24 protein-coding genes are annotated in these 26,877 nt (G+C 73.5%); 4 read left to right on the plus strand and 20 right to left on the minus strand.

Annotated features, from left to right (window positions below; all coding sequences use genetic code 11):
- The first annotated feature begins 182 nt into the window (after nucleotides 1–182).
- Nucleotides 183–1,460 (plus strand): NAD(P)/FAD-dependent oxidoreductase, encoded by a 1,278-nt coding sequence (locus tag ACQPYD_RS24525; protein WP_433697877.1) that lies wholly within the window; start codon nucleotides 183–185, stop codon nucleotides 1,458–1,460.
- 164 nt (nucleotides 1,461–1,624) lie between these two features.
- Nucleotides 1,625–2,494: an alpha/beta fold hydrolase gene (locus tag ACQPYD_RS24530; RefSeq protein WP_433697878.1), complete on the plus strand. Its 870-nt coding sequence runs from the start codon at nucleotides 1,625–1,627 to the stop codon at nucleotides 2,492–2,494.
- A 276-nt stretch (nucleotides 2,495–2,770) separates the two neighbouring features.
- Here ACQPYD_RS24530 and ACQPYD_RS24535 read toward each other — a convergent pair whose 3' ends face one another.
- The 13 genes from ACQPYD_RS24535 to ACQPYD_RS24595 form a co-directional block, all read right to left on the minus strand.
- A complete protein-coding gene (locus ACQPYD_RS24535; RefSeq protein WP_267945886.1) occupies nucleotides 2,771–3,520 on the minus strand; it encodes a YebC/PmpR family DNA-binding transcriptional regulator in 750 nt (249 codons plus the stop codon).
- Complete coding sequence (pdxT, locus tag ACQPYD_RS24540; protein WP_433697879.1) at nucleotides 3,517–4,125, minus strand: pyridoxal 5'-phosphate synthase glutaminase subunit PdxT; 609 nt, start codon at nucleotides 4,123–4,125, stop codon at nucleotides 3,517–3,519. Before pdxT ends, ACQPYD_RS24535 begins: the two co-directional genes overlap by 4 nt.
- 103 nt (nucleotides 4,126–4,228) lie before the next feature.
- Nucleotides 4,229–5,140 (minus strand): pyridoxal 5'-phosphate synthase lyase subunit PdxS, encoded by a 912-nt coding sequence (gene pdxS, locus ACQPYD_RS24545; protein WP_433697880.1) that lies wholly within the window; start codon nucleotides 5,138–5,140, stop codon nucleotides 4,229–4,231.
- A gap of 188 nt (nucleotides 5,141–5,328) precedes the next feature.
- The gene (locus tag ACQPYD_RS24550; RefSeq protein WP_433697881.1) at nucleotides 5,329–5,862 is read right to left on the minus strand and encodes a hypothetical protein; all 534 of its coding nucleotides are present in this window, start codon (nucleotides 5,860–5,862) and stop codon (nucleotides 5,329–5,331) included.
- Between the two features lie 61 nt (nucleotides 5,863–5,923).
- The gene (locus tag ACQPYD_RS24555; protein ID WP_433697882.1) at nucleotides 5,924–7,117 is read right to left on the minus strand and encodes a glycosyltransferase family 4 protein; all 1,194 of its coding nucleotides are present in this window, start codon (nucleotides 7,115–7,117) and stop codon (nucleotides 5,924–5,926) included.
- Between the two features lie 7 nt (nucleotides 7,118–7,124).
- Nucleotides 7,125–8,069: a phosphatidylinositol mannoside acyltransferase gene (locus ACQPYD_RS24560; protein ID WP_433697883.1), complete on the minus strand. Its 945-nt coding sequence runs from the start codon at nucleotides 8,067–8,069 to the stop codon at nucleotides 7,125–7,127.
- Nucleotides 8,070–8,090: 21 nt separating this feature from the next.
- The gene (pgsA, locus tag ACQPYD_RS24565; protein ID WP_433702120.1) at nucleotides 8,091–8,741 is read right to left on the minus strand and encodes a phosphatidylinositol phosphate synthase; all 651 of its coding nucleotides are present in this window, start codon (nucleotides 8,739–8,741) and stop codon (nucleotides 8,091–8,093) included.
- Between the two features lie 182 nt (nucleotides 8,742–8,923).
- Entirely contained in the window at nucleotides 8,924–9,496 is a 573-nt protein-coding gene (locus tag ACQPYD_RS24570) for an HIT family protein (RefSeq protein WP_433697884.1), read from the minus strand.
- A gap of 194 nt (nucleotides 9,497–9,690) precedes the next feature.
- Nucleotides 9,691–11,430 carry a DUF885 domain-containing protein gene (locus ACQPYD_RS24575; RefSeq protein WP_433697885.1) on the minus strand — a complete coding sequence of 580 codons (1,740 nt, stop codon included), beginning with the start codon at nucleotides 11,428–11,430 and terminating at the stop codon, nucleotides 9,691–9,693.
- 100 nt (nucleotides 11,431–11,530) lie between these two features.
- On the minus strand, nucleotides 11,531–12,124 hold the full coding sequence (locus ACQPYD_RS24580) for a GTP-binding protein (protein ID WP_017565656.1): 594 nt from the start codon (nucleotides 12,122–12,124) through the stop codon (nucleotides 11,531–11,533).
- A gap of 34 nt (nucleotides 12,125–12,158) precedes the next feature.
- The gene (locus ACQPYD_RS24585) at nucleotides 12,159–12,566 is read right to left on the minus strand and encodes a DUF742 domain-containing protein (protein ID WP_267945894.1); all 408 of its coding nucleotides are present in this window, start codon (nucleotides 12,564–12,566) and stop codon (nucleotides 12,159–12,161) included.
- A gap of 107 nt (nucleotides 12,567–12,673) precedes the next feature.
- Nucleotides 12,674–13,075, minus strand: coding sequence for a roadblock/LC7 domain-containing protein (locus tag ACQPYD_RS24590; protein ID WP_014909276.1), 402 nt, complete (start codon nucleotides 13,073–13,075; stop codon nucleotides 12,674–12,676).
- Nucleotides 13,076–13,307: 232 nt separating this feature from the next.
- Nucleotides 13,308–16,571, minus strand: coding sequence for a nitrate- and nitrite sensing domain-containing protein (locus ACQPYD_RS24595; RefSeq protein ID WP_433702121.1), 3,264 nt, complete (start codon nucleotides 16,569–16,571; stop codon nucleotides 13,308–13,310).
- A 744-nt stretch (nucleotides 16,572–17,315) separates the two neighbouring features.
- Here ACQPYD_RS24595 and ACQPYD_RS24600 point away from each other — a divergent pair.
- Nucleotides 17,316–18,452: a M15 family metallopeptidase gene (locus tag ACQPYD_RS24600; protein ID WP_433697886.1), complete on the plus strand. Its 1,137-nt coding sequence runs from the start codon at nucleotides 17,316–17,318 to the stop codon at nucleotides 18,450–18,452.
- 24 nt (nucleotides 18,453–18,476) lie between these two features.
- Here the strand turns inward: ACQPYD_RS24600 and ACQPYD_RS24605 are convergent, their stop codons facing one another.
- From ACQPYD_RS24605 to ACQPYD_RS24635, 7 genes are all read right to left on the minus strand, one after another.
- A complete protein-coding gene (locus ACQPYD_RS24605; protein WP_433697887.1) occupies nucleotides 18,477–19,151 on the minus strand; it encodes a hypothetical protein in 675 nt (224 codons plus the stop codon).
- A 35-nt stretch (nucleotides 19,152–19,186) separates the two neighbouring features.
- Nucleotides 19,187–19,411, minus strand: coding sequence for a hypothetical protein (locus tag ACQPYD_RS24610; protein WP_267945897.1), 225 nt, complete (start codon nucleotides 19,409–19,411; stop codon nucleotides 19,187–19,189).
- A gap of 121 nt (nucleotides 19,412–19,532) precedes the next feature.
- Nucleotides 19,533–20,567, minus strand: coding sequence for a LacI family DNA-binding transcriptional regulator (locus ACQPYD_RS24615; protein WP_433697888.1), 1,035 nt, complete (start codon nucleotides 20,565–20,567; stop codon nucleotides 19,533–19,535).
- A gap of 178 nt (nucleotides 20,568–20,745) precedes the next feature.
- Complete coding sequence (locus tag ACQPYD_RS24620; RefSeq protein ID WP_433702122.1) at nucleotides 20,746–22,146, minus strand: GH1 family beta-glucosidase; 1,401 nt, start codon at nucleotides 22,144–22,146, stop codon at nucleotides 20,746–20,748.
- Between the two features lie 158 nt (nucleotides 22,147–22,304).
- Complete coding sequence (locus ACQPYD_RS24625) at nucleotides 22,305–23,174, minus strand: MetQ/NlpA family ABC transporter substrate-binding protein (RefSeq protein WP_433697889.1); 870 nt, start codon at nucleotides 23,172–23,174, stop codon at nucleotides 22,305–22,307.
- A gap of 109 nt (nucleotides 23,175–23,283) precedes the next feature.
- Entirely contained in the window at nucleotides 23,284–24,027 is a 744-nt protein-coding gene (locus tag ACQPYD_RS24630) for a methionine ABC transporter permease (RefSeq protein WP_433697890.1), read from the minus strand.
- Complete coding sequence (locus ACQPYD_RS24635) at nucleotides 24,024–24,980, minus strand: methionine ABC transporter ATP-binding protein (protein WP_433702123.1); 957 nt, start codon at nucleotides 24,978–24,980, stop codon at nucleotides 24,024–24,026. Before ACQPYD_RS24635 ends, ACQPYD_RS24630 begins: the two co-directional genes overlap by 4 nt.
- A gap of 698 nt (nucleotides 24,981–25,678) precedes the next feature.
- Here ACQPYD_RS24635 and ACQPYD_RS24640 point away from each other — a divergent pair.
- The gene (locus ACQPYD_RS24640; RefSeq protein WP_433697891.1) at nucleotides 25,679–26,713 is read left to right on the plus strand and encodes a coiled-coil domain-containing protein; all 1,035 of its coding nucleotides are present in this window, start codon (nucleotides 25,679–25,681) and stop codon (nucleotides 26,711–26,713) included.
- Nucleotides 26,714–26,877: the final 164 nt, after the last annotated feature.

Raw genomic sequence — 26,877 nt, forward strand, 5'->3', positions numbered from 1 at the left:
GGCGACGCCTCCGGGCAGGGCGTCGAGGACACCGGGCACCACCGGAGCACCACTGTCACGGCCGCGCCCCTTGTGCCGCCGTGACATCAAAAGCCCCTTGTATTGTCCTCTGAGGACAACACCCGGGTGCGGGCGGGGCACCAGTCTGGGAATCGGACACACGGACGACGGAGGGCACGGACATGGCGGGCAGGGGTCTCGGCGGCAGGGCACGGAAGGTGCTGGTCGTCGGCGCGGGGGTCGTCGGGCTGTCCACGGCCTGGTTCCTCCAGGAGCACGGCGCCCGGGTCGTCGTCATCGACCGCGGCGACGTCGGCTCCGGCGCGTCCTGGGGCAACGCCGGATGGCTCTCGCCCGCTCTCGCACTGCCCCTGAACGAGCCCGGCGTCCTCCGCTACGGCGCACGCGCCCTCCTGGACCCGTCCGCGCCGCTGTCGGTCCCCCTCTCCCCCGACCCCGGACTGTGGGCCTTCCTCGCCCGCTTCGCCGCGCACTGCCGGTGGAGCGCGTGGGAGCGCGCGGTCCGCGCCAACATGCCCCTGAACTCCGCGTGCCTGGACGCCTTCGACCTCCTGGCCGAGGGGGGCGTCGCGACGACCGGGGTCCGCGCACCCGTCACGGCGGTGTTCCGCTCGCCCGGCGCCGCCGTCGCACTGCTGCGCGAGCTCGACCGCGTGGCCCGTTCGGGGCTGTCCGTGGACCGCTCCGTGCTCACCGGCGACCAGGCCCGCGAGGCGGTCCCCCAGGTCTCCGGCCGCGTGGCCGCGGCGGTGCGCCTGGAGGGGCAGCGCCACGTGGACCCGGGCGCCCTGGTCCGGGCCCTGGCCGCATCCGTGCGCGAGCGCGGGGGCGAGGTCCGGGGCGGCGCGGAGGCCGTCGGCGTCCGCCCCGACGGAGGCGGGGTCGTCGCGGACCTCGCCGGGTCCCGGGGCTCCTCCGGCGGGGAGCGGCTGACCGCCGACGCCGCGGTCGTGGCGACGGGCGCGTGGTTCGACCGCCTCGTCCGCGCCCACGGTGTCCGGGTCGGGGTCCGCGCCGGCCGGGGCTACTCGTTCACCGTCCCCACCGACGTCCCGGTCCCCGGTCCCGTGTACCTCCCCGAGGCACGGGTGGCGTGCACGCCGTACCGGGGCGCGATGCGCGTGGCGGGGACGATGGAGTTCCGGCCGCCGGACGCGGCCATGGAGGGGCGGCGGGTCGCGGCGATCGTCAGGTCGGCCCGCACCCACCTGGCCGGGGTGGACTGGGAGGGCCGCACCGACGAGTGGGTCGGCCCGCGTCCGGTCACCCCGGACGGCGCGCCCCTGGTCGGGGCGACCCGCACGCCCGGCGTGTACGTGGCGGGGGGACACGGGATGTGGGGGCTCACCCACGGTCCCGTCACGGGGCGGCTGCTCGCCGAGCAGGTCGCCACCGGCAAGCGCCCCGAGGAGCTGCGCCTCCTCGATCCGCTGCGCTGACCCCCGGCCCGCGGCGCGTGCGTGCACCGCCCCGGTCCCGCCCCTCCTGCCCGGCCCGTGCCCCGCCCCGGGGCCGGGCCGCTTCCCGTGCCCCGGCGCGCCCCGGACGGCTCCCGCCGCTCCGGGTCCCGTGCGCGCCGCGGCCTGCCGTCCGAAGGTGAGAGATGTCGACCCCGTTCCCGGCACACGTGCGCGTGTACCGTTCCAGATCCGGCGAGGCCGCCGTGCGCTCGTGGTGCGAGAGGGAGCTGGCCGCCTGCCCGGGGATGCGCCCCCTGCCACGGATCGTGGCGGACGGCCGCGGCACCCGGGTCCACGTGCTCGGCGGCGGTGGCGGGGTCCCGGTCCTGGTCCTGCCCGGTGCGGGTCTGGGCGCGGCGACCCTCACCGGCGCCGCGCGGCTCCTGGCCCGGGACCGCACCGTGATCCTCGCCGACCTGCCGGGGCAGCCGGGGCTGAGCTCCCCCCTCCGCCCCCTCGGGGGCCGGGCCGCCGCCTACGGCGCGTGGCTGGACGCCCTGCTGCCCCAGGTCACGGACCGCCCGGTGGTCCTCCTCGGACACGCGCTGGGGGCCGCCGCCGTGCTGTCCTCGCTGCCCTCTCCGCTGGTGGACCGCCTGCTGCTGGTCAACCCGGCCGGCCTGGCCGCCCCGGCGAGGGATCCCGGGCGCCTGCGAGCGACGTGCGCGTGGCGGCTCCGCCCCGGCGAGGACACCGGTGCCCGGCTGATCGGCGCGTGGGGCGGGTCCGCCGGGCCGGGGCCGCTCGCGGAGTGGATGGCTCTGGTGGGCCGCCACTGCCGGGCGGACACGGTGCCCGGGCTGCTGCGGGGCGAGGAGTTCCGCGACTGGCGCGGGACGCCGGTGACCGTGGCGACGGGGGCACGCGACCGCGTCGTCTCCCCCGCGCTCCTGCGCGGGGCGGCCCGGCGGCTCCTGGACACCGGCGTCCACGAGGTCGCGGACGCGGGGCACCTGGTGCTCCACGAGGCTCCGGAGCAGGTCCGCGAGCTGCTCCGGAGGGGCGGCGGCTGAACCCGCGGCGCGACCGCGCGGAGGGGCACGGCGTCCGCGCCCGGTCCCGGGCTCCTCCGCGTCGCGCGCGACGGGTGGAGCCGTCGGGGGGCGGCCCGGCACGGGCGGCGGCCCCGCGGCACGCCCGGGGTCCCCGGCGCGGTGGTCCGAGGGGCCGGCGGGCCCGCCCCTGCCGCCGTGGTCCCGTACTCGTGGCGGGGCCGGCCGTCGGGACCGGCCACGAGTACGGGATCGGCGGGGCCGCGCGCCGGGCCGGCCGCGCCTGCGGCCGGCGCGCTAGCCGAGTTCGGCCATGACCTCGTCGGGGATGTCCGCGTTGGTGAAGACGTTCTGCACGTCGTCGGAGTCCTCCAGCGCGTCCACGCACCGCATGACCTTCTTGGCGGTCTCGGCGTCGACCGGGACCTCCATGGTCGGCAGGAAGCTGGAGTCGGCGGACTCGTAGTCGATGCCGGCCTCCTGGAGCGCGGTGCGCACCTGCACCAGGTCGGTGGCCTCGCAGACGATCTCGAACGCCTCGCCCAGGTCCTCGACCTCCTCGGCCCCGGCGTCCAGCACGGCGAGGGTGACGTCGTCCTCGGTCGTCCCCTCCTTGGGGACGATCACGACGCCCTTGCGGTTGAACATGTACGACACCGATCCGGCGTCGGCCATGTTGCCGCCGTTGCGGGTGACCGCCACGCGCACCTCGGACGCGGCGCGGTTGCGGTTGTCGGTCAGGCACTCCACGAGCAGCGCCACGCCGCCGGGGGCGTAGCCCTCGTACATGATGGTCTGCCACTCGGCGCCGCCGGCCTCCTCGCCGGAGCCCCGCTTGCGTGCGCGCTCGATGTTGTCGAGCGGCACCGAGTTCTTGCGCGCCTTCTGGATGGCGTCGTAGAGCGTCGGGTTCCCGTCGGGGTCCCCACCACCGGTACGCGCGGCCACCTCGATGTTCTTGATCAGCTTGGCGAAGAGTTTGCCGCGCTTGGCATCGATGACGGCTTTCTTGTGCTTGGTGGTGGCCCACTTGGAGTGGCCGCTCATGCATGTCCTTTCACGAGGTCGACGAAGAGGCGGTGGATGCGCGCGTCGCCGGTCAGTTCGGGATGGAAGGACGTGGCCATCAGGCCGCCCTGTCGTACGGCGACGATCCTACCGGCCCCGTCGGGGCCCGGTACGCTGCCGAGCACCGTGACCTCGGGGCCCGTCCGCTCCACCCAGGGCGCGCGGATGAACAGCGCGTCGAACGGCGCGCCGTCCAGGCCGTCGATGTCCACGGGCGCCTCGAAGGACTCGGTCTGGCGCCCGAACGCGTTGCGGCGGACCGTCATGTCGATCCCCCCGACGGTCTCCTGGCCCTCGACGGCGCCCTCGAGGCGGTCCGCCAGCATGATCATGCCCGCGCACGTGCCGTAGGCGGGCATCCCCGCCCGGACCCTCTTGCGCAGCGGTTCCAGCAGACCGTACCTGACGGCCAGCTTGGACATCGTGGTGGACTCCCCGCCGGGGAGGACCAGGCCGTCCACGGTGTCGAGCTGGTCGGGGGAGATCACCTTGGCGGTGTGCACGTCCAGCGTGTCGAGGACGCGCAGGTGCTCGGCGACGTCGCCCTGGAGGGCGAGGACTCCGATGGTGGGTCTGCTGGTCACGAACGGCCTCACTCGTCGGCTGAGGGGGGAGCGGGGACGGGGAGGGCGGGAGGCGGTACCGGCTCGGGACCGCCTCCCGCCCGGGGCGCCGGGGCGCCCGGGTCTACCAGCCGCGTCCGGCGTAGCGCTGGGCGTCGGAGAGCTCGTCGAGGTTGATGCCGACCATGGCCTCGCCCAGACCGCGGGAGACGCGGGCGATCACGGCGGGGTCCTCGTAGTGCAGGGTCGCCTGCACGATGGCGTCGGCGCGCCGGGCCGGGTCGCCGGACTTGAAGATCCCCGAACCCACGAACACGCTCTCCGCCCCGAGCTGGCGCATGAGGGCGGCGTCGGCCGGGGTGGCCACGCCGCCCGCGGAGAACAGCGGAACGGGGAGCCTGCCCAGGCCGGCGACCTCCTTGACGATCTCGAACGGGGCGCGCAGCTCCTTGGCGGCGCCGAAGAGCTCGGCCTCGTCCAGGGTGCCCAGGCGCTTGATCTCGGAGCGGATGGACCGCATGTGCCGGGTCGCCTCGACCACGTTGCCGGTCCCGGCCTCCCCCTTGGAGCGGATCATGGCCGCGCCCTCGGCGATGCGGCGCAGCGCCTCGCCGAGGTTGGTCGCCCCGCACACGAAGGGGACGGTGAACGCCCACTTGTCGATGTGGTAGGCCTCGTCGGCGGGGGTGAGCACCTCGGACTCGTCGATGAAGTCGACGCCGAGGGACTCCAGGACCTGTGCCTCGACGAAGTGCCCGATGCGGACCTTGGCCATGACCGGGATGGAGACGGCGGCGGTGATGCCGTCGATCATGTCCGGGTCGGACATGCGGGCGACGCCGCCGTCCTTGCGGATGTCGGCGGGGACGCGCTCCAGGGCCATGACCGCGACGGCACCGGCGTCCTCGGCGATCTTGGCCTGCTCGGGCGTGACGACGTCCATGATGACGCCGTTCTTGAGCTGCTCGGCCATGCCCCGCTTGACGCGCTGGGTACCGACCACTGCCTCGGTGCTGTTCGATGCGTTGTTGGCCACGGTTGTGGACTCCCGTTCGTCGAGTTGCCGCTGGGGGCCTGCGGTCGCCGGGCAGCGGGGGCGGCGGCCGCGCGCGGTGGCACGCGGGCACCGTCGGTGCCGCGCACCCTGGGTCGACCAGCCCCCCATCCTAGTTCCACCCCCTTTCGGGGGCTTTGGCCAGATGGGTGGTTTCCCTGACCGGGCTTCTACAGGGTGTCGGGGCGGGCGGGCGGGGGCGCGGTCCGGGGCGGGCGGTCGTCGATCTCGAAGTAGTCCGGCAGGGGCGCGGTGCCCGCCAGGCGGAACACGCGGACGATCCTGGAGCGGCGCGCCCGGCGGGTGTCGGAGACGGCGTCGTTGTAGAAGGTGCGGGCGATGTGGACGCCCTTGGCCGCCGCCTCCACCTCGGCCCGCACGGGGGGCGCCGACGCCGCGTCCCCGGCCCCCGCGTCCTCGACGACGTCCCGCAGGACCCGGGAGAGCCTGCTCTCCGCGAGGTCGAGGCTCCGCTCCCCCGCCTCGCCGGCCGCCGCGACCGCCTCCTCCAGCGCACGGGCCCCCGCCCGGGGAACGCACCCGGCCCCCGCCAGGGCGAGCACGGCGGAACGGCGGCGCGCCAGCGCGCCCTCCAGCCCCGCGCGGGCCACGTCGACCCGGTGGTGCAGGCGGTGCAGGCGCGTGGCCCTCCAGGACAGGTAGAACCCGAACAGTGCCAGGGCCAGGACCGCCCAGGCGACCACGGCGGCGAAGAGGACGTCCTCGGTCAGGGCCGCTCACCCCGATCCGCGGCTCCGGTCCCGCTCACACCGACCCCCTCCGCAGCAGGGCCGTGGCACGGGGCCCGGTGTCCAGGCGCACCCCCGGGCGGCGCCCGTCACCGGCCCCCTCCCCCGCGAGCACCGTCTCGTACACGTGGACGACGTCGGCGGCGACGGTCTCCCAGTCGTAGGCGCGCACCGCCCTGCGGGCGGCCGCCGAGAGGGCGCGGCGCCGTTCCGGGTCGTCCAGGAGCGCTCCCGCCCGCTCCGCCAGGTCGGCGGGGTCGCCGGCGGAGAACAGGTCTCCGGCGCCGCCCCCCTCCAGCACCGCGGAGAAGGCGGGGATGTCGCTGGCGACGATCGCCGCCCCCGAAGCCATCGCCTCGGTCAGGACGATGCCGAAGCTCTCCCCGCCCAGGTTGGGGGCGCAGAAGACGTCCGCGGAGCGGTACGCGCGCGCCTTGTCGGCGTCGTCCAGGCGGCCGAGCGGCACGACGCGCTCCCGGAGCCCGGCGGGGACGCCGGCCAGCGCGGCCTCCCGGTCCCCGGGACCCGCGACCAGCAGTCGCAGGCCCGGGCGCGCGGGAGCCATCAGGGCGAACGCGTCCAGCAGCACGGCCAGGCCCTTGCGCGGTTCGTCCAGCCTGCCGAGGAAGCCGAGGGAGCCGCCCTCCCCGGGCCAGCCCGGCAGGGGGTCGGCGTCCTCGAAGGCCCGCACGGCGACCCCGTTGGGGATGAGCACGGCGTCCCCGCCGACGTGCTCCACCAGGGTCCGCCGGGCGGCCTCGGACACGGCGATGCGTCCGTTGATCTTCTCCGTCGCCGAGCGCAGGGCCCGGGAGCTCGCGGCCATCGCCCGCGAGCGGGGGTTGGACGTGTGGAACGTGGCGACCAGGGGGCCGTCCGCCGCCCAGCACGCCAGCAGGGAGACGCTGGGCGCCGAGGGCTCGTGGACGTGCAGCACGTCGAACCCGCCCTCGGAGATCCAGCGGCGGACCCGTGCCGCCGTGCGCGGACCGAAGCTGAGCCTGGCCACCGACCCGTTGTAGGGGACCGGGACCGGCCGACCCGCGGGGACGAGGTAGTCGGGGAGCACGGCCGTTCCGGCGTCGCCCACCGGGGCGAGCACCGACACCTCGTGCCCCATGCCGGTCAGGGCCCCGGCGAGGTCCCCGACATGCTGCTGCACCCCGCCCGGGACGTCCCAGGCGTAGGGGCAGACCAGGCCGATCCGCATCTGCGCCTCACCCGTCCCGGCGCCCGGGGGGACGGAGGTCGGCGGCCCCCGGGCGCCGCAGTCGGTCCTGCTCGTGGTCGAGGCTGAACACCGGCTGGAGCATGTGCCAGTCCTCGGGGTGCTCGGCGATGGCGCCCTCGAAGACCCGGGCCAGCTCCTGCGCGGTGGCCCGGATCCGCGCGGAGCGCGTGGGCCCCTCCGCGACGGGGATCTCGTCGTGGACGCGGATGTTCCAGTACGGGCCGTCGTACCAGAGCGAGACCGGCATGAGCGCGGCCCCGGTGTTGAGGGCGAGCGCGGCGGGCCCCGAGGGCACGCGGGCGCGCTCCCCGAAGAAGTCCACCTCCAGGCCCGTGCCGTGGATGTCGCGGTCGGCGAGCAGGCAGACCAGCCCGCCGTCGCGCAGCCGGCGCGCCAGGGTCGCGACCGTGTTGCCCCCGCCGGTCAGCGGCAGCACCTCCATCCCCAGGGACTCGCGGTAGGCCGTGAACCGCTCGAACAGGCTCTCCGGGCTCAGCCGCTGGGCGACGGTGGTCAGGGGGGTGCCCCGGAGGGTGATCCAGGCCCCGGCGTGGTCCCAGTTGCCCATGTGGGGAAGTGCGGCGACCACGCCCCGGCCCGACGCGACGTGCTTCTCCAGGACCTCGATGCCGGTGGCCCGGGTGTGGCCGAGGATGTACCGCTCGTCCATCGCCGGCAGCCGGAACATCTCGTAGTAGTAGCGCATGTAGGAGCGCATGCCCGCCCGGGACAGCGCGCGCAGCCGGGCGTCGGTGGCCCCGGGGCCGAGCAGGCGGCGCAGGTTGCGCTCCAGGCCGCGCGTCCCGCCGTCGTGGGCGCGCCAGGAGCGGTCGGCCAGGTGCCGGAAGACCGCCCGGCCCGCCCCCTCGGGGGCGCGTCGGACCAGCTCCCAGCCCGCGGAGTAGGCCAGATCGGCCCAGCGTTCGTCCACGTCGTGCTCCCCGTCCTTTCCTCAGGCCCCGCCGACGGTGTCGTCGGTGTCCTCCGCCGCGCCGTCCGTGCTCCGGGTGACGTCGACGTAGGAGGGGTCGTTGAGGCGGGCCCTGGTCTCGACCAGGCGCTGGAGGACCGTCAGCAGGCTCATCCCGGCGAGCAGCCACAGGCCGCCGGCCAGGACGTAGGGCACGCCGAGCTCGCTGAGCCCCACGGCCACCAGGATGATCACCAGGCGTTCGGTGCGCTCGGCGACGCCGACGTCGCAGTTGACGCCCAGTCCCTCGGCCCGCGCCTTGATGTAGGACACCATGAAGCCGCTGATCAGGCAGAAGAGTGTCAGTCCGGCGAGCAGGGGGTCGTCACCGTCGCCGATGAACCACCAGAGCAGCCCGGCGAGGATGGAGGCGTCGGCCACGCGGTCGAGGGTGGAGTCGAGGAAGGCCCCGAACGCGCTGCCGCTGTCGTTGGCTCGCGCCACCGCGCCGTCGAGCATGTCGAAGAGCGCGAACACGGTGATGACGACCGAGCCCGCGTACAGCTGGCCGCGCGGGTAGAAGTAGAGCGCGCTGATGACGACGCCGGTGGCGCCGATGATGGTCACGAGGTTCGGTGTGAGGCCGATCCGGGCGAGGCTCCGTCCGAGCGGAGCGGTGACCCGGGAGGTGATGGGGCGAAGGATTCTCAGCATGGCTTCTTGTGATCGTAGGGCGGGAACGGCCCCGGGGGTGGGAACCGCGTCCGGTGGGGGTGGCGCGCCACCGGACCGCCCGGTGCCGGGCCGGGGGCGGCGCCGCTGCCGCGCGTCGTCGCGGCCCTGGGGCCGCCGCGCGGTCGGTGCTCGGGGGCCGTCTAGTCGCGGGGCCAGTGGCCGGCCAGCTTCTCCCGGGTCTGCTCCAGCATCTCGGGCAGCACGTTGGTGTGGCCGATGACGGGCATGAAGTTGGCGTCGCCGCCCCAGCGCGGAACGATGTGCTGGTGCAGGTGGGCGGCGATGCCCGCGCCCGCCGCGCTGCCGAGGTTCATGCCGACGTTGAAGCCCTGCGGCCGGTAGGCCGCGGTGAGGGCGCGGATGCCGGCGCGGGTGAGCGCGGCGACGTCCGCGGTCTCGTCCTCGTCCAGGCCGGTGTACTCCGAGACGTGGCGGTAGGGGCACACCATCAGGTGGCCGCTGTTGTACGGGTAGAGGTTGAGGACCGCGTAGGCGCTCTTGCCTCGGGCGACCACGAGCCCTTCGGGGTCCGTGAGCGCCGGGGCGCGGCAGAAGGGGCAGCCGTCCTCGGGGCGGGAGCCGGTGGGCTTGCCCTCGCCCTTGATGTAGGCCATCCGGTGCGGGGTCCACAGGCGGTCCCGGCCGTCGGGGGAACCGGTTCCCGCTCCGGGGGCGTCCCGCTGGTCGTCCCGTCCGTCCTCGGCACCGTTCATGGGTCGTCCGTTTCCGTCGCCTGCCCGTACTCTCCGCGTCCCCAGCATAGGAGGGCCCGCGCGCGGGCGTGCCGCCGCGCCGCGGGGCGGAGGCCTCCACGGGAGGCGCCCCGGCCCGCCCGGTTCCGGTCCCGGTCGCGTTCCCGGACCGGCGGGAGGGGCCGTGTCCCGCGCGTCCTCCCCGGCCCGGCCCCCTACAGCCCGAGCAGCGTGCGCAGGTGGCGCGGGGGCGGGGAGCCGTGGGCGAGCATCGCGTCGTGCCGTTCGCGCTCGCTGAGCGAGGGGCGCGCGGCGGCGAGGTCCCGGGCGATGTCGGACACCTCCGCGTAGCCCACGTAGTAGGTGGACAGCTGCGCGCTGGTGAGCTGGGCCCGGCGCCACTTGCCCACCGCCTCGCCCTCCTCCTGGTGGCCCCGCCGCGTCAGCAGGGAGATCGCCTCGGCCTCGGCCAGGTCGCCCGTGTGCAGGCGCACGTCCAGGATCGCGTTGAGGATCATCCGCAGGCGCATCTTGAGCTGCACCAGGCGCAGGGCCAGGTTCTCCCGGGGGTCCTCGGCCCAGCCGTGCCGGGCGAGGAGCTCCTCCGCGTAGACCGCCCACCCCTCGATGAAGGTGCCGCTCCACAGGACGTTGCCGACCCGGGTGCCGCCGGTGTGGCGCGCCGCGTGGGCGAGCTGGAGCGCGTGGCCCGGCACCGCCTCGTGGACCATGAGGTTGCGCAGCATGCTCGCGTTGTACTCGCGGAAGAACGACGCCCTGCGCTCGGCCGGCCAGTCGGCGGGCGGCGGGGCGACCGCCACCAGCGTCGGCCGCTCCAGGACCGCGGGGTCCAGCGGGGTGGGGACGACCGCGCCGAAGGCGTCCCTGGAGGGGGGCGCGGGGAGGCGGGCGGGCGGGTCGCAGTAGGCCACGGCCACGCCCCTGCGCGACTCGGGCATCGGGATGATCCGGACGGGGTCGTCGTACACCGTCACCAGGTCGAGCCCGCGCACACGCCCGTCGAGGTGCATGAGCGCGTCGGCGCAGGCCGGGCGCACGGTGTCGGCGTCCGTGGCGTTCTCCGCGGCGAGCGCCGCCAGCACGTCCGCCACCTGGCCCTCGCGGCGGGGCCGGCCCTCGTACTCGGCGGCCGCCTCGGCGATCGCCTCCTCCGTGGCCAGCAGGTCGCTCTCGGCGCGCACCAGGAGCGCGTCGGGCGACAGCTCGGAGTCGAGCGTGTACCAGAGCTGGGCGGCGAAGTCCCGGGCGCCCAGCCGCGGGTCCGCGGCGGCCCCCTCCATCCGGCCGCGGAGCCAGTCCGCGTACTCCTCCACCGCGGCCAGGGCGGCCAGGCGCTCCGGTTCGAGCCGGGAGGGCGCCGACGGCTCCTGCGCGGCCAGCGCGGGCACGCCCGAGGCCAGCATGGCCCTGGCCCCGTCGAGCTGCGCCAGGGCCGTCTCGACGTGCACACGGGGCATGCCCGGCCCCTCGGACAGGCGGGCGCGCGCGGTGGCGAGGTAGTCGGGCAGCGCGGCGCAGCGCGAGGCCAGGGCGGCCAGGCGCTCGGGGAGGGGGAGGGCGTCGCGCTCCAGGAGGGCGTAGAGGGCCTCTCCCGGCGAGTACAGGAGCGGGTCCCACGTGCGGGGCCTCAGCTCGGTGGTGTGCCACAGGTCCGCGCTGATCCTCGACCGCAGGACCTCCAGATCGACCAGGTCGCCCGCGGGGATGAGGTCGCCGTCGATCTCGTCCAGGGAGCCGAGGGCGTCGGTGAGCACCGCGACGCGGTGCGCGTCGGCCTGCGCCGACAGGTCGGAGAGGCGGGCCGCGCCCCGGGGGTCGCCCAGGTCGAGCGCCCACTCGGGGGCGTCGTCGAGGAGGAAGTCGAGCACCCGCTCGGCCACCTCGCGGAACCGCCGTGTCATCGCCTCTGCGTCGGGCTGGGAGGAAGAGCTCATCCCGCCATGATGCCAGCACGGACGCCCGGTTCCCGCGTCGCGGGAACCGGGCCGTGCTCTGTGCGGGACCCCGGCCCGGGTTGGCCCAGAAGCCTGCGGGCTAACGCCAGGAGTTCTGACCGCCCGTGGAAGTGGGCTGTCCTGCGGCGCCCTCGGGGTCCCCCACCGTGATGGCGTGCTCGACGAGGGTGATGAGCGTCGACTTGGTGGAGGCCTTGTCACGGGCGTCCACCTGGACGATGGGGATCTCCGGGCTGAGCGTCAGAGCGTCCCGGACCTCGTCCGCGGCGTGGGGGTAGTAGCCGTCGAAGCCGTTGATCCCCACGATGAACGGCAGGCGCGCCTCCTCGAAGTAGTCGATCGCCGGGAAGCAGTCCGCCAGGCGGCGGGTGTCCACCAGCACGACGGCGCCGATCGCGCCCTTGACCAGGTCGTCCCACATGAACCAGAACCGGTGCTGTCCGGGTGTGCCGAACAGGTACAGGATCAGGTCGGAGTCGAGGGAGACGCGGCCGAAGTCCATCGCCACGGTGGTGGTCTGCTTGTCCGGCGTCTTGGCGAGGTCGTCCACCCCGACGCTGGCGCTGGTCATGACCGCCTCGGTGGTCAGCGGCACGATCTCGGAGACGGAGCCAACGAATGTCGTCTTCCCGACACCGAAGCCCCCGGCGACGACGATCTTGACCGACGTCATCGCGTTCCCCCCAGCACCGCCTTCCTCGGCTGGGCTAGAGCTTGCGAAGTCCACTGAGCACCCTTTCAAGCAGGTTGGTGTTGGGACGGGCTTCGTTGTTGAGCGAGGACCTGATCTGGACCAGTCCCTGCTCGGACATGTCCGCCACAAGCACCCGCGCCACGCCGAGCGGCATCCGCAGCAGCGCGGAGATCTCCGCCACGGAACGCCATTCCCGGCACAGGTCGCTGATCGCCTGCCATTCGGGCGTCAGCGTCCCAGACTCGTTACGGGCCGCGGCGGTCGCCGAGATCAGAGCTTCCAGGGGAAGCTGCGACTTCGGCTTGGTGCGTCCCTTGGTGACCGCGTAGGGGCGGACCAGAGAACTGGGCGCGCTCCCCGCCGCGGGTCGTTGTTCGTACTGTTGTTGGATTGGTCGAGGAACATCTCCGCCGCCCGGCACGGCCGGCGTCCCCCCGGTGGGGGGTCCGCCCGGCTGTTGTCCGAACCACGAGGCGCTCCCGGCATCTCTACTGTGAGGTGCCACCACTTCCTCCTGTCGGTGGTGGATCAGTGGATTCCCGAGGTGCGCGCCGTTGGTGTCAGCGCCCGCCCCGCCCGCTCGACGAGCAGGGTCATCTCGTACGCGACCAGGCCGAGGTCGCTCTCCGCCGCCGCCAGGACCGCGAGGCAGGAGCCGTCGCTGATGGCCATGATGAGCATCAGCCCCCGCTCCATCTCCACCACGGTCTGGGCGACCGCCCCACCTTCGAACACCCGGGCCGCGCCCTGCGTCAGGCTCGACAGGCCGGAGGCGATCGCCGCCAGCTGGTCGGCCCTGTCAGCCGGGAACCCCGCCGACGAGGCCAACGGAAGGCCGTCTGAGGAGACGACGATCGCGTGGGCGACGTCAGGGACCCGGTCGGCAAAGTCAGTGATCAACCAGTTGAGTTCATTCACCTGTCGACTCATCTGATCTCCTGTCCAATTCGCCGGCTTGGTCTCTCGGCACTGCTACCGCCGGCACGGCATGTGACAGCACTGCCTCTAGGAACTGCCCGGCCCCTCCCGTGGGGGTGGCCGGGAGTCTGGTGTTCTGCTCTGGTCAAGCCGTGGGTGCGGCGCGTCCGAGAAGCTCGGTAGATGCTATTGCATCCGGCTTCCCCGAATAAGGGGGACCCCGTCCCACCAGGTTGCACTGGGGTCACTCCTCCGTACCTTCGCCGAGCTGGTTCCGGCCGTCGCGGACACCCTTCTGGAAACCAGAGAAGCGGTTTCGGACACGGTCCGCACTACGAGTGGGCATCTGCTTGAAGTTCTCCGGCTTGGGGGCTGTTCCTGGGACAAGGTTTGCCTTGGGAACCCGTTTTGGCAAGCCCGACGTGGTGAGGCCGCCCGCGAGCGGCTCGGCGGCGGTGCGCGCGGCCTTCCAGCCGCGGTCGGCCGCGGAGTTCCACTCCTGCTCGGAACGGGTGTCCTGGCCGTTGGCCGCGGGCTGGGGGCGCTGGGCCGACCGGGTCGGCTGCGCCGGGCGGTCCTGGTCCGGGCCGACCTGCTGGATCGGACCGGTCTCGGTCGTGTCCACGGTGGGCCCGCCGGTGCGGCGCTTGAACCAGTTGGACTCGATCGCGTCGAAGATCGGCAGCGAGTCGTTGTCCTCGCCCGACGGGCTCGGCGGCACGACGGTGTTGTTCGGCCCCTGGGTCCCTCCGTAGCGGCGGGAGAGGTAGGCGGTGGAGCCGTAGCCCTCGCGCGTGTCGCCGCCCCCCGAGCGCCAGTTCCCGGTCTCGTTGGACGAGGGGGCCTGGGGCTGCTGGGTTCCGGCGTTCCAGTCGGAGGCGACGGCCGGGAAGGTCTCGGTGTCGTCCCCTCGCGCCGGGGCCGCGGGGCGCTCGTGGGCGCCCGCGTCGCGGCCCGCGCCCTCGTCCCTGCCGAAGGCGCCCCGGTCGGCCTGTCCGCCGCTCTGCGACGCCGACCCGGTGTTGCCGAAGGCGTCGTAGGAGTCGGCGGCCCCGGCCGGGCGCCGGAAGGCGCTGGTGTCGGTGACGGGGCGGCGGAACGACCCGGTGTCGGCGGGACGACCGAACGATCCGGTGTCGGAGGAGCGGCCGGCGGACCCGTTGTCGCGGAAGGGCGAGTCGCTCCCCGCGTCGGAGCGGGGGGCCGGGTCGAAGAGGCTGCGTCCGCCGGTCTCCGGCTTCGGGCCCCGGTCGTCGTCCTCGGGCGTGTCGTAGGGGTCCACGACCGGCCGGCCGTTGGCGCCGGCGTCCGCCCCGGTGGTCCCGGAGCCCCTGGTGGTGCTCCAGACGTCGGAGCCGCTGCTCTGCCAGAGGTCCTGGCCGCTGGGCGGGTGCTCGTCGGACCGGACGTTGCCGGGCTGGCGCTTGGGCAGTCCGCCGAAGTCGCCCGCGCCGGAGTCGGCCTCGTGGGTCTGCCAGGGGTCGCCGGGCTCGCTCGCCGCCGGGCTGGAGGCGAAGGCCGCCTGGGCGTCGGCGAAGGTGTCCGGCGCACCGGAGGTGAGCTCGGGCCGGCTGTCGGCCACGCCCAGGGCGTGCTGCCCCTCGACGGGGGTGATCAGCAGGTCCGGCGGGAAGGTGACGTGGGCGGTGGTGCCGCCGCCGTGCGCCTCCTCGAGCAGGAGCTTGACGCCGTGGCGGTGGGCCAGGCGGGAGACCACGAACAGGCCCATGCGGCGCGAGACGGCGACGTCGATGACCGGCGGGGCGGCCAGGCGGGCGTTGATCGCCGCCAGGTCCTCGGGGGCCATGCCGATGCCGCTGTCGGTGACGTCGACCTGCACGCCGCCGTTGTCGAGGGTCTTGGCGCTGACCAGGACCTCGGTGTCGTGCGGGGAGAACGAGGTGGCGTTCTCCACCAGCTCGGCGACGAGGTGGATGACGTCGTTGACCGGGCGGCCGAGCACCGAGATGTGGGAGGGGGCGCGCACGTTGACGCGCTCGTACTGCTCGACCTCGGAGACCGCGCCGCGCAGGACGTCGACCAGCGGGACGGGCTGGGCCCACTTGCGGGTGTTGTCCTGACCGGAGAGGACCAGCAGGTTCTCGTTGTTGCGGCGCATGCGCGTGGCGAGGTGGTCCAGCTGGAACAGGTCGGAGAGCCGGTCGGAGTCCTGCTCGGACTGCTCCAGGCCGTCGATCAGGCGCAGCTGCCGCTCCACCAGGGTCTGGCTCCGGCGGGACAGGTTGACGAACATCGCGTTGACGTTGCTGCGCAGGGCCGCCTCGTCGGAGGCCAGGGTCAGGGCCACGCGGTGGACGTCGTCGAAGGCGCGGGCGACCTCGCCGATCTCGTCGTTGCTCTCGACCTCGATCGGGGTGACCTTGACCGCCTCGGGGACCGAGCCGGCCTCCTGCATCCGGTTGATCGCGTCGGGCAGGTCGCGCTCGGCGACCCGGCGGGCGCCGTCCTCCAGGGTGCGCAGCGGGCGCACCAGGGAGCGGACCACCAGGGAGGTGAGGACGAAGACGGCGAGAAGCACCAGGGCGACGACGAGGAGGTCGGTGAGGGCGCGCATCATGGCGCCGGCACGCAGGTCGTTGGCCTCGGCGGCGATGCCCTCGGCGATCTCCTCCTCGACCGTCTGGAGGCGCTCCAGCGCGACGTCGGCGATGTCCTTGTACGCCTCGGGGCCGTCGTTGGCGGTCACACCGGTCAGCGGGTCGTCCCGCTCGGCGCGGTACATGACGCGCATGCGCATGGTGGAGACCTGGCTGACCTCCAGGCCGGTGAAGTGCTCGTCGAAGACGGCGCGCTGCTCGGTGGAGGCGGCCTGGACGAAGTTCGAGATCTCGTTCTCGTAGCGGGCGCGGCTGGAGTCGATGGCCTCGGAGATGCCGCCGGTCATCGAGTCGCGGGCCAGCGAGTGGCTCATCAGCGCCGTCTCGTACGAGAGCTGGTCGCGCGCGTTGGAGAGCGCGGTGAGCGTCCGGACGCTCTCACGCAGGGCGGTGTCGCCGGTGTCGTCCGCGATCGTCTGGTTGAACTCGGTCAGCGCGCGGGAGACGGTGCGGTACTTGGTGACGACGGGGAGGACCGTGATGCGGGTCTCGTCGACCTCGGTGCGCAGGGCGTCCAGGGTCGCGATCTGGCTCCGCATGCCGGTGAGCCGGTTGTTGGCGAGGGAGCCCTCGACCTCGCCGATGTCGTCGAGCCGGGCCGTGAGGCTCTGCTGGAGGTCGCGGGTCGCGTTGCGCTGGTCCTCCATCTCCTGCCGGAGGTCGTCCGACCGCCGCGCGGGGTCGGCGTTGTTGGAGATGTACACCGCGCTCGCGGTGCGCTCGCGGCCCAGCTGGTTGGCCAGCTGCACGATGAGGACGCCGATCTCGGCGCGGTCCTCGATGTGCGCGTGGGTGACGGTGGAGACCGCGGCCTCGTAGACCCTCAGTCCGCCGAGCGCGAGCGCCACGGCGGTCGGGATGACGATGAGGGCCACCAGCCGGGAGCGCACCCGCCAGTTGCGTGGCTGCCACCGTTTGGCTCTGCGCTGGGGCGCGGCGTCGGCGTTTTCGGCCTGCGCCGCCGCGCTCTGAGCGCTGGCCCCGTCTTTTGTCGCTCGTGTCGACACGGACCCTCGCAACCTTTCGTGTCACCGCCTCGAGCGGTTGGTTGGACCCCAGGGGCCGACCACTCCGGCCGAAGACTCTTCGGGGAAAAACGGTGGGGACCACGTGGGCCACCGAACCAGGAGCGGTGGGGAATGTGGGGAGATGTGAAGACTGTCCGCCGGACTCGCCTGGGAGGAGAGGCTGCGCGCACCCAAAAGCTTCAGGAGGTGCGCGTGCGGTGGATAGCGTACCAATGCGTGCGAAGGTATCGCTTCCGCCGTTTGACGGCGATGGACAAGATCATCTTCGTCCGCCTAGCAGCATAATGCCCTCAATGTCGGCATTATGGCTAATCCCCCAGGTCAGACATGGCGACCGAAACCCACTCGGGTGGCCAGGTAACTTTTTGGACACACCACCAGCTTCCCCATCAAGACTCCCCCGACATGACATCGTGACAAGACGTAGACGCAGGTCCTGAGGAGGAAGCGGAGATGCGTGCATCGCCTTGCCCCGGTGCGGCTACCGTGCGCAGCGGAACGCATTCGGACGGTCCGGTCTCCGGAAGGGAAGCCGCCTCCCGGAACCGGTCCATTTCGGTCACCGCTGCACTTCCGCTGGGTCTCCTCGCCCTTCTCACCCTGGCCGTGGCCCCGGGGGCCGCGGCCGACGACACGACCGGGGCGGCCACCCTCGGGGACGTGCGCGTCGAGCTGGCCGAACTGCGCGCGGGCACAGAGGTCCTACGACAGGAGGCCCTCGGCAAGATCGAGCGCTACGAGGAGGAGAGCGAGCGCTTGGAGGAGTTGGCCGAGCGGAGCGCCGAGGCGGCCGAGCGCGCGGACGCCGCGGGCGAGCGCGGCGAGGAGGCCAGGATCGCCGCCGCCCGCCAGGCGGCGGCCGTCTACATGGGCGCCGACGTGGGGCCGGTGCACGCGTGGGGCGGGTCCGAGGGCCCCTCGGGCATGCTCGAACGCGGAGCCCTCCTGCACGTGCTGGGGGAGCACAGGGCCGCCGAGCTGGACCGCGCAGGGGCTGTGCGGGTCGTGGCCGAGACCGTCGACGGCCTGGCCGAGGCCGCGGAGCGGGAGCAGGCGGAGGCGGTGGAGGCAGCGGCGGCGGCCCGCGAGGAGGCCGTGGAGGCCGTCACGGCCCAGGAGGAGCGGACCGCGTGGCTCCTGGAGGAGCAGACCCGCCTGGAGGCCCGGCTCGCGGAGGTCGGCGACGCCGGGGGCCGGGAGCGGCGCCGTGAGGAGGCCCTGCGCAACGCGCGCGCGGCGTTGTCATCCACCGATGGAGACAACCGTGAACGGAACAATGTCGGCGATGACAGAAACGGCCGGGAAGCGCGGCAATCGCCCTCCGCCGGCACGGGGTGCGCGCGGGGGGAGGCCGCGGCCCATGCCAACGGCCGCATGCCGGAGTCGGTGCTGTGCCCCCTCCCCCAGCCCGGAGAACGGCTGCGGGCCGACGCCGCCGAGGCCTTCATCGAGCTCGACGGCGCCTACCGCGCGGCGTTCGGCCGCCCCATGTGCGTGACCGACTCCTACCGCCCGTACCACGAGCAGGTGAGCCTGTTCCAGGAGATGGTGCCCGGCATGGCCGCGCGCCCGGGCACCAGCCGGCACGGGCTGGGTGTGGCCGTGGACCTGTGCGGGGGCGTGCACGAGGAGGGGTCGCCCGAACACGAGTGGATGCTGGCCCATGCCCCCGGGTACGGCTGGGACAACCCGCCCTGGGCGCGCGGCGGGTTCGAGCCCTGGCACTGGGAGTTCACGCCCTGACGACGGTCCCGGCCCCGGCGCCGCTCAGACCTGGGAACCGACCCTGACCTCGAAGGTCCCCAGGACGCCCGCGTCCACGAACAGCTCGTCGTCCTCGTCCAGGCGCGGGGTGGAGACCGGCAGGAGGACGCGCATCCGGCCCGCTCCGGAGGGGCCCGACACCAGCCAGGCGTCGGCCGGGTCCGCGATCCCCCGGCCGACCTCCCTGTCGTCCACCGAGGCGCTCAGCTCCAGCGGCGCCCCCGACACCTCGTCGGCGGTGGTCAGGACGGGGCCCAGGCTCAGCTGCACCGCCGCTCCGCCCTCGTCCAGCCACAGGCAGGCGGGTGTGTAGGCGCTCGCCGGGCCGTCGCCGCCGGCGACGGCCGCCACGCCCACCAGCGCCGTACGAGCGGCGGGCGGGACCGCGTCGTCCGAGCCCTGTACGAGCTCCGGGTGGATCTCCCACACCTCGCCGCCGACCAGGGCGGGCACCAGGGACGTGGGGGTCACCGGCGCGCACATGCGCGCCTCCGGTTCGACGATGATCTCGACCGGCGCGGCGGCGGCCCGCCCGCCGGCCGCGGCCAGGGCGTCGCCGCCCGCCGCGAGCAGGTCCGCCAGGCCGCCGGGGTCGGGACTGCCCAGCACGTCCCCGTCCTCCAGCACCCCGACGCGCTCGCCCCCGCCACTCGGCGAGAGATAGGTCACCCAGCGCATGCGCTTCTCCTTTTCCACGCGGGAGCGGAAGCGCCTCAGAGGACAGCGGTCGGGCTGTGCTCCTTGCCGGTCCCGGCGCACCCCCGGCACGGCTCGTCGACCCTGAGCCAGACGATCACACCGCTCCCGTCCCGGTGCGGCCGCTCGGGCCGCCACCATCCCGTTCCGGAACAGAACCGGCACTCGACGCCGTCCTGGTCGCACCACCCGCACGACGAAATCGCGCACCGGGTGTGTGTCGGTCCCCGCATCGGCTCCATGCGCTCCCACCGTCTCCAGCGAAATCGCGACCAGCCTTGCACAGCGGTGGTACGGGAGTCCAGCCGGGCAGGGGGCGAACCGCCGGGTCAGAGGCGCTTCGCGGGGCGTAGCGGCGCAGGGTCAGCCGGACTCGCGCACCACCAGGTGGGTGTCGAGGGTAACCGTCTCGGCCTCGACCGTGCGGGGGATCGCCACGTCGACGAGCAGTCGCGCCATCTCCCGGCCCATCTGGACCGTGGGCTGGTGGATGGTGCTGAGCGGCGGGTCGCTGTGCTGGGCCATGACCGTGTCGTCGTAGCCCACCAGGGCCACGTCGTCGGGCACCCGCAGCCCGCGCTCGCGCAGCACGCGCATGCCGCCGATGGCCATCATGTCGGAGCCCGCGAACACGGCGTCCGGCGCCGGACCGGTGTCCAGGAGGCGCACCATGGCCTCGGCTCCCCCCTCCACGCTGAAGTCCCCGCGGACCACGAGGCGCTCGTCCACCTCGATCCCGGCCTCGGCCATGACGTCGCGGTAGCCGCGGAGCCGCTCCTGGCCGGCGTTCATGTCCAGCGATCCGGTGATGGTGGCCACCCTGCGGTGGCCGCGGTCCAGCAGGTACCGGGTGGCCGCGCGGGCGCCGCCGTAGTTGTCGATGTCCACGCAGTACGGGGCGGGCTGGTCCGGGGAGTGGGGACGGCCGCCGTGCACGACCGGCACGCCCGCCTCGGCCAGGCGCGTGGAGAGCGGGTCGTCGCGGTGCTGGGACACCAGGAGCGCCCCGTCCACGTGGAACCCGCTGAGGTAGTCGCCCACGCGCTTGTGCTCGGCCTCGGTACGGGCCGTGGTCAGCATCAGCTGGAGGTCGCGCTCGTGCAGGACCGAGCTGACGCCGCGGATGATGTCGGCGAAGAAGGGGTCCGCGAACAACCGGTCGCGCGGTTCGGAGACGACCAGCGCGATCGTGTCCGTGCGCCGGGTGACCAGGGTGCGCGCGGCCTGGTTCGGACTGTAGCCCAGTTCGGCGATCGCGTTGTGCACGGCCTCCCTGGTGTGCGGGCTCACCTGGGCGGAGCCGTTGATCACCCGGGAGACGGTACCGCGGCCGACCCCGGCCCGCTCCGCCACCATCTCCAGGGTCGGACGCTGCCGACCGCCACCGCTCTTGGCCACTTCGAGGCTCCCTCTGGGGTTCGTGTTCCGCCGCCCCGGGGCGGGCCCCGGGGCGGCGGTGTGTTCGACGGACGCTCTCATGGTGTCGTCCCGCCGGGAACGACGGTGTGGGGCGCCCCGGAGGACGCCCCACTGCCGTCCGCGGCCCACCGGGCCGCCGGCGCCTGTACGCCCGCGTCTACCGCTCGGGGAACCGGCCCGTCCCAGCAAGTGTGGCGTACCAGAGCCCGCTGTCCTTGACGGTCCTGCGCTGGGTCTCGTAGTCGACGTGCACGATCCCGAACCGGCGGGAGTATCCCCACGCCCATTCGAAGTTGTCCAGGAGCGACCACGCGAAGTACCCGCGCAGGGGGATCCCGGCGCGGACGGCTTCCCCGGCGGCCCTCAGGTGGCCCTCGTAGTAGTCGGTGCGCTCGGTGTCGTGGACCCGCCCGTCCTCGGCCACGGTGTCCTCGAAGGCGCAGCCGTTCTCGGTGACGTAGAGGTCGATGCCGCCGCTCTCCCCGGCCAGGCGCTGGAGGACGTCGTACATCCCGGTGGGGTCGATCTCCCATCCCATGTGGGTGACGGGGAGCCCCTGGGAGACGTGCACCTCCTCCGGGTCCGAGGCCAGCCAGGCGTTCCCGCCCTCACCGCTGACCAGTTCGGGGTCCAGCCCCTTGGCGGAGGCGGCGACGAACTCCGGCGAGTAGTAGTTCACACCGAGGAAGTCCAGCGGCGCGGAGATGGTCTCCAGGTCTCCGTCGGAGACGAAGGAGAAGTCGCTGATCTCGGCGAGGTCCTCCAGGACGTCCGCCGGGTAGCGCCCCTTGAAGAGCGGGTCGGTGAAGATCCGGTTGCGCACCCCGTCCGCGCGGCGCGCGGCGCGGGCGTCGGCCGCGGTGGGGCCGTGGGGGCGGATGACCGCCTGGTTGTGGGCCAGCCCGACCTTGGCCGGGTGCCCCGTGGAGCGGATGGCCTCCACCGCCAGGCCGTGGCCGAGCAGCAGGTGGTGGGTGGCGGCCACGGCCTGGGCCGCGTCCTTGTGGCCGGGCGCGTGGTGGCCGTTGTGGTAGCCGAGGAAGGCCGAGCACCAGGGCTCGTTGATGGTCATCCAGTGGCCGACGCGGTCGCCGAGGGCCTCGGCGACGATCTGGGCGTAGTCGCGGAAGCGGTAGGCGGTGTCGCGGGCGGGCCAGCCCCCGGCGTCCTCCAGCGGCTGGGGCAGGTCCCAGTGGTACAGGGTCGCCCAGGGCTGGACCCCGGCCTCCAGGAGGGAGTCGACGAGGCGGTCGTAGAAGTCGATCCCGGCCTGGTTGACGGCGCCGGTGCCCTCGGGGACGATCCGCGGCCAGGCCACGGAGAAGCGGTACGCCCCGAGGTTCATCTCCTTCATGAGCGCGACGTCTTCGGCGTAGCGGTGGTAGTGGTCGTCGGCGGGGTCACCGGTGTCGCCGCCCAGGACCTTGCCGGGTGTCTCGGCGAAGGTGTCCCAGATGCTGCGGCCCCGGCCGCCCTCGGTGGTGGCGCCTTCGATCTGGAACGAGGCGGTCGCCGCCCCCCAGAGGAAGCCCTCGGGGAAATCGTTGCGGTTGCTCACTTCTTCGGTACGCACCTTCCGTGACGAGGGGACATCGTTGTGGGAGCGCTCCCATAAAACAAACAGAGTAGTACCCCGATGTCAATCGACCGGATGCAGGCCGAAACCCAACCGTTACGCGGGGGCGCCCGCGCGCGGCGCGGGCGCCCCCGGAGGGCTCAGTCCCCGGAGGCCCCGCCGCCGACGGGGAGCACGATGCCCTCCCAGCGCTCCTCCATGAACCGGCGCACCTCGTCGCTGTGCAGCAGCTCGTCGAGCCTGACCACGTCCTCGGCGTCGGCGTCCTCGGACCGTACGACCAGGCCGTTGGCGTACCGGCTGTCCTCGGTGCCCTCCCAGGCGAGGGCGTTGGCCGTCGCGGGCAGGTCCGCCTCCAGGGCGTAGTTGCCGTTCACGACGGCCGCGTCCAGGTCCTGGAGCGAGCGCGGCAGCTGGGCGGCCTCCACCGGCGTGACGGTGAGGTCGAGGGGGTTCTCCTCGATGTCGTCGACCGAGGGGGCGCTCCCGCCGGTGTCGGCGAGCGTGATCACGTCCTCGGCGGCCAGGAGCTCCAGGGCGCGTCCCATGTTCGAGGTGTCGTTGGGGACGCCCACCTCCCCGCCCTCGGGCAGGTCGGCCAGGTCCGTGAGCTCCTGCGAGTAGACGCCGAACGCCTCCAGGTGCACGTCCGACACGTAGCTCAGGTCCGCGTCGGGGTTGCCCTCCAGGTACTCGTCCAGGAAGGGCGCCGTCTGGTAGTAGTTCACGTCCAGCTCGCCCTCCGACAGGGCGGCGTTGGGCTGGTTGTAGTCGGTGTACACCACCACGTCCAGGTCCAGGCCCGCGTCCGCCGCCAGGTTCTCGTCGACGAACTCCAGGATCTCCGCGTGCGGCATCGGCGTGGCGCCGATCCTCAGCGTCGTCAGCCCCTCGGCGTCGGTGCCCTCCTGGGCCCGCTCGCTGGGGCTGCCGCAGGCCGCCAGCACCGCCGCGGCCAACCCCGCGGCGGCGGCCCCCCGCGCCACTCGTGCCCTGGTACTCCCGGTCATCGCCGTCTCCTTCCTCGTCGGTCAGAAAAATCGGGGGGTCGGGGGGAGTGCGGGAGGGGGCGGGCCCGCGGCCCGCCCCCGGGGTTCCCGGCCGTCGGGCGGGACCCGGTCAGCGCCGTGACAGTCGGCGCACCAGCAGGTCGCCGATGCTCTGCGCGATCTGGACGATCACGATCAGCAGGATGACGGTGGCCCACAGGTAGTGGTCGTTGAACCGCTGGTAGCCCTCCCGAATGGCCAGGTCCCCCAGTCCCCCGCCGCCGATGGCGCCCGCCATCGCGGAGTAGGAGATGAGGGCGACCACGGTCATCACCAGGCCCGCGATCAGGCCGGGCAGGGCCTCGGGCAGCAGCACCTTGCCCACGATCGTGAAGCGGCGGGTGCCCATCGCGTGCGCGGCCTCGACGACGCCGCGGTCGACCTCCCGCAGGGAGGTCTCCACCAGGCGGGCGAAGAACGGGATGGCGCCGATGCTCAGGGGCACGATCGCCGCGGTCGGGCCCAGGGTCGTGCCCACCAGGAAGCGGGTCAGTGAGAGCACCGCCACCATCAGGACGATGAACGGGAGCGAGCGGCCGATGTTGACGACCGCGCTCAGGACGGCGCGCACGGCCGGCGCCGGGGTCAGCCCTCCCCGGTCCGTGGACACCAGGAGCACGCCCAGCGGCAGGCCGACCAGCACGCTGATGAGCGTCGCCCACACCACCATGTAGACGGTGTCCTGGGTGCCCAGCCACAGGCTGGGCCACATGTTCGGCCAGTCCTGGACGAACGCGACGATCGCGTCCCAGGCGCTGCCGCCCTCGGCCGCGGACGCCGCGAGGGTGAGGGCGTCGGTGGGGTTGGTCATCACTTTCCGGCCTCCTCGACCAGCAGGCCGTGCTCGGACAGGTAGGCGAGCGCCTCGGTGCGGCGGGCGCCGCGCATGTCGACGCTCAGGCGGCCGACGGCCTGCCCGGCGACCTGCTCCACGCCGCCGCCCAGGATGTTGACGTCGACGTCGAAGCGGCGGGTGAGCTCGGACATGAACGGCTCGTCGAAGGAGCGCGGATAGGTGATGAACACCGTCTCCGGGCCGCCGTTGGCGGGCAACGGGAAGAGGGAGCGCGCGAGCAGCGACCCCGGCGTGCCGATCAGGTCGAGGACCCGGCCCGACTCCAGGAACACGCCCTTCTCCATGATCGCCGCGGAGTCGCAGATCCGCTTGATCACGTCCATCTCGTGCGTGATGAGGAGGATGGTGAGGCCCAGCTCGTCGCGCAGGCGTCGCAGCAGGGCGAGGATCGAGTCGGTGGTGGCGGGGTCGAGCGCGGACGTCGCCTCGTCGCTGAGCAGCACCTGGGGGGCCGAGGCGAGGGCCCGGGCGATGCCGACCCTCTGCTTCTGGCCGCCGGAGAGCTGAGCGGGGTAGGCGCGCGCCTTGTCGCCGAGGCCCACGAGTTCGAGGAGTTCGCCGACGCGGGCCCGCCTGCGGGTCCTGTCGACGCCGGAGACCTCCAGGGGGAAGCCCACGTTCCCGGCGACGGTGCGCGAGGACAGCAGGGCGAAGTGCTGGTGCACCATGCCGATGTTGCGCCTCGCCGCGCGCAGCCGGGCCCCGCGCAGCGAGGTGAGCTCCTCGCCCGCGACCTCGACCGTCCCGGCGTCGGGGCGCTCCAGGAGGTTCACCGAGCGCAGGAGGGTGCTCTTGCCCGCGCCGCTCTGGCCGACCACCCCGAAGATCTCCCCGGGTTCGACATGCAGGTCGACCCCGTCCAGGGCGGTCACCTGGTGTTTCTTCAACCTGTAGGCCTTGTGCAGGCCCACTGCGTCAATCACGGTTTTCCCATCGACGTCTCAGCGGTGGTCTCACGGCGCCCTGTGCAGGAGCGCGGGGGGCTGGACTCGGCGTGGGGTTGACGCCCACGTCCGAGCGTACGGAGAGCCCCGCGGGCGGGCGGCTGCGACGCGCCGGTGCGGGTGCGCACGGCGGGTCGGCGGGCGGGCGCCCCCGTGTGGTCGGGAGGGTCCGACTCCCCCCGCGCCGCGGGGCGGCCCGGATCGGCGCGGCGGGCGGGCGGCTCCCTACGAGCGGGTCCCGGAGCGGGCCCGCAGGCCCGTGCGGGCGCGACACAGGACCCGACGGGAGGCCGGACACCCCGCGGTGCCGTCCGCCCGGGCGGGAATGGTGGTCGCTTGGTCGCGCTCAGGAGCCTTCACGGTCCCAAGCCAACCATGGCGGACCAGCCACTTCACCTGAATCATCATCCGAATTCAGGTTATTTAGACCACATTGACAACCCTTGTCCACCGGTGGAATCGTCCCGTCTTTCCCCAATCCCCGCGCGAGTGCCTACACTCATGACCATCCCGTGACTCCCACTCCCCCTCCGCGGCACGCGCGAGGGGTCAGGGGGCGGGGCCGCCACGGCGGCCCGACCCCGTACGGGAACAGACGAGAAGCAGCGCCCGCCCCTCTCCCGTGCCCGACGGGAGTGTGCGCGGGCTCGAGGAGCGACCACACAGTGCAGTCCGACGACCTGAGCCGAGTGGACGATTTCGCCGACTTCTGGGCTCCCGACCCCACCGACCGCGCCCGGGGCGAAGGCCTCGCACGGGTACTCCCGGCGATCGTCCGCCCCGGCCGCGCACGCGTGGCCGCGCTCGCCGCGGGCCTGGTCGGGAGCTTCCTCGTCCTTCCCCAGGCCGCCGTCGCGGCGGCTCCCATGGACCCCGAGAGCATGAGCTCCCTGCGGGAGCGCGCGGACAGCCTCAGCGAGGACTACAACGGCGAGCTCCGCGACATGGAGGGCGTCATCGCGGAGGCCGAGCGCGCGGAGAACCGCGCCGAGGGCACCCGGGAGGAGGTGGACGCCGCGCGCGAGCAGGTGCGCGCCCTGGCGGTCGCCACCTACACCAGCGGCGGCATCGACCCGTCGATGTCGCTGTTCGTGGGGGACGAGCCCGACACGGTCATCGACCGGGCCGTGGTCGTCGACTACCTCGCCACCAGCAACCAGGACAAGATCGACCAGCTCGACCAGGCCCTCTCCCGCGACGAGACCGCCCAGGAGGCCGCGGAGGAGCGGCTGGCCGAGGTCGAGGCGGACCTGGAGGAGCTGGAGGAGCGACGCACCGAGGTGGACCGGCTGATCGCCGACCACCCCGAGCAGCCGATGGGCGGCCAGTACAACATCACCCCGCGCACCGAGCTGATGCGCCAGCGGGTCATCGACGAGTTCGGCGAGGGCCGGGACGCGGGCGGCGTGGGCTGCTACCGGGCGGTCGGCGGCTGGGTCGTCGGGGAGCACCCGCTGGGACGGGCCTGCGACTTCATGCTGGACCCGAACGGCGGCATGCCCTCGCAGGAGCAGATCGACCGCGGCTGGGCGATCTCCGAGTGGGCGATGGAGCACGCCGACGACTACGGGATCATGTACGTCATCTACCGGCAGCAGATCTGGGACGTGCGCCGCGGCGACACCGACTGGCGCGCCATGTCTGACCGGGGCAACCTCACCGAGAACCACTTCGACCACGTGCACATCTCGATGTTCTAGGCCGTGCGCCGCGCCGGCCCGGGTGCGACGGCCGCGGCCGGGCCGAGGCGTCCCGGCGGACAGCGGCCCCATTACCCGGGCGCGGGCGCGGAATCCAGACGGCGGCGTCACGATTGCGTCACACGAACCATGATCTCGCACGCAACCGACACAAAACAGTGACG

The organism is Nocardiopsis sp. CA-288880, assembly GCF_050955985.1.
Classification (GTDB): domain Bacteria; phylum Actinomycetota; class Actinomycetes; order Streptosporangiales; family Streptosporangiaceae; genus Nocardiopsis; species Nocardiopsis tropica.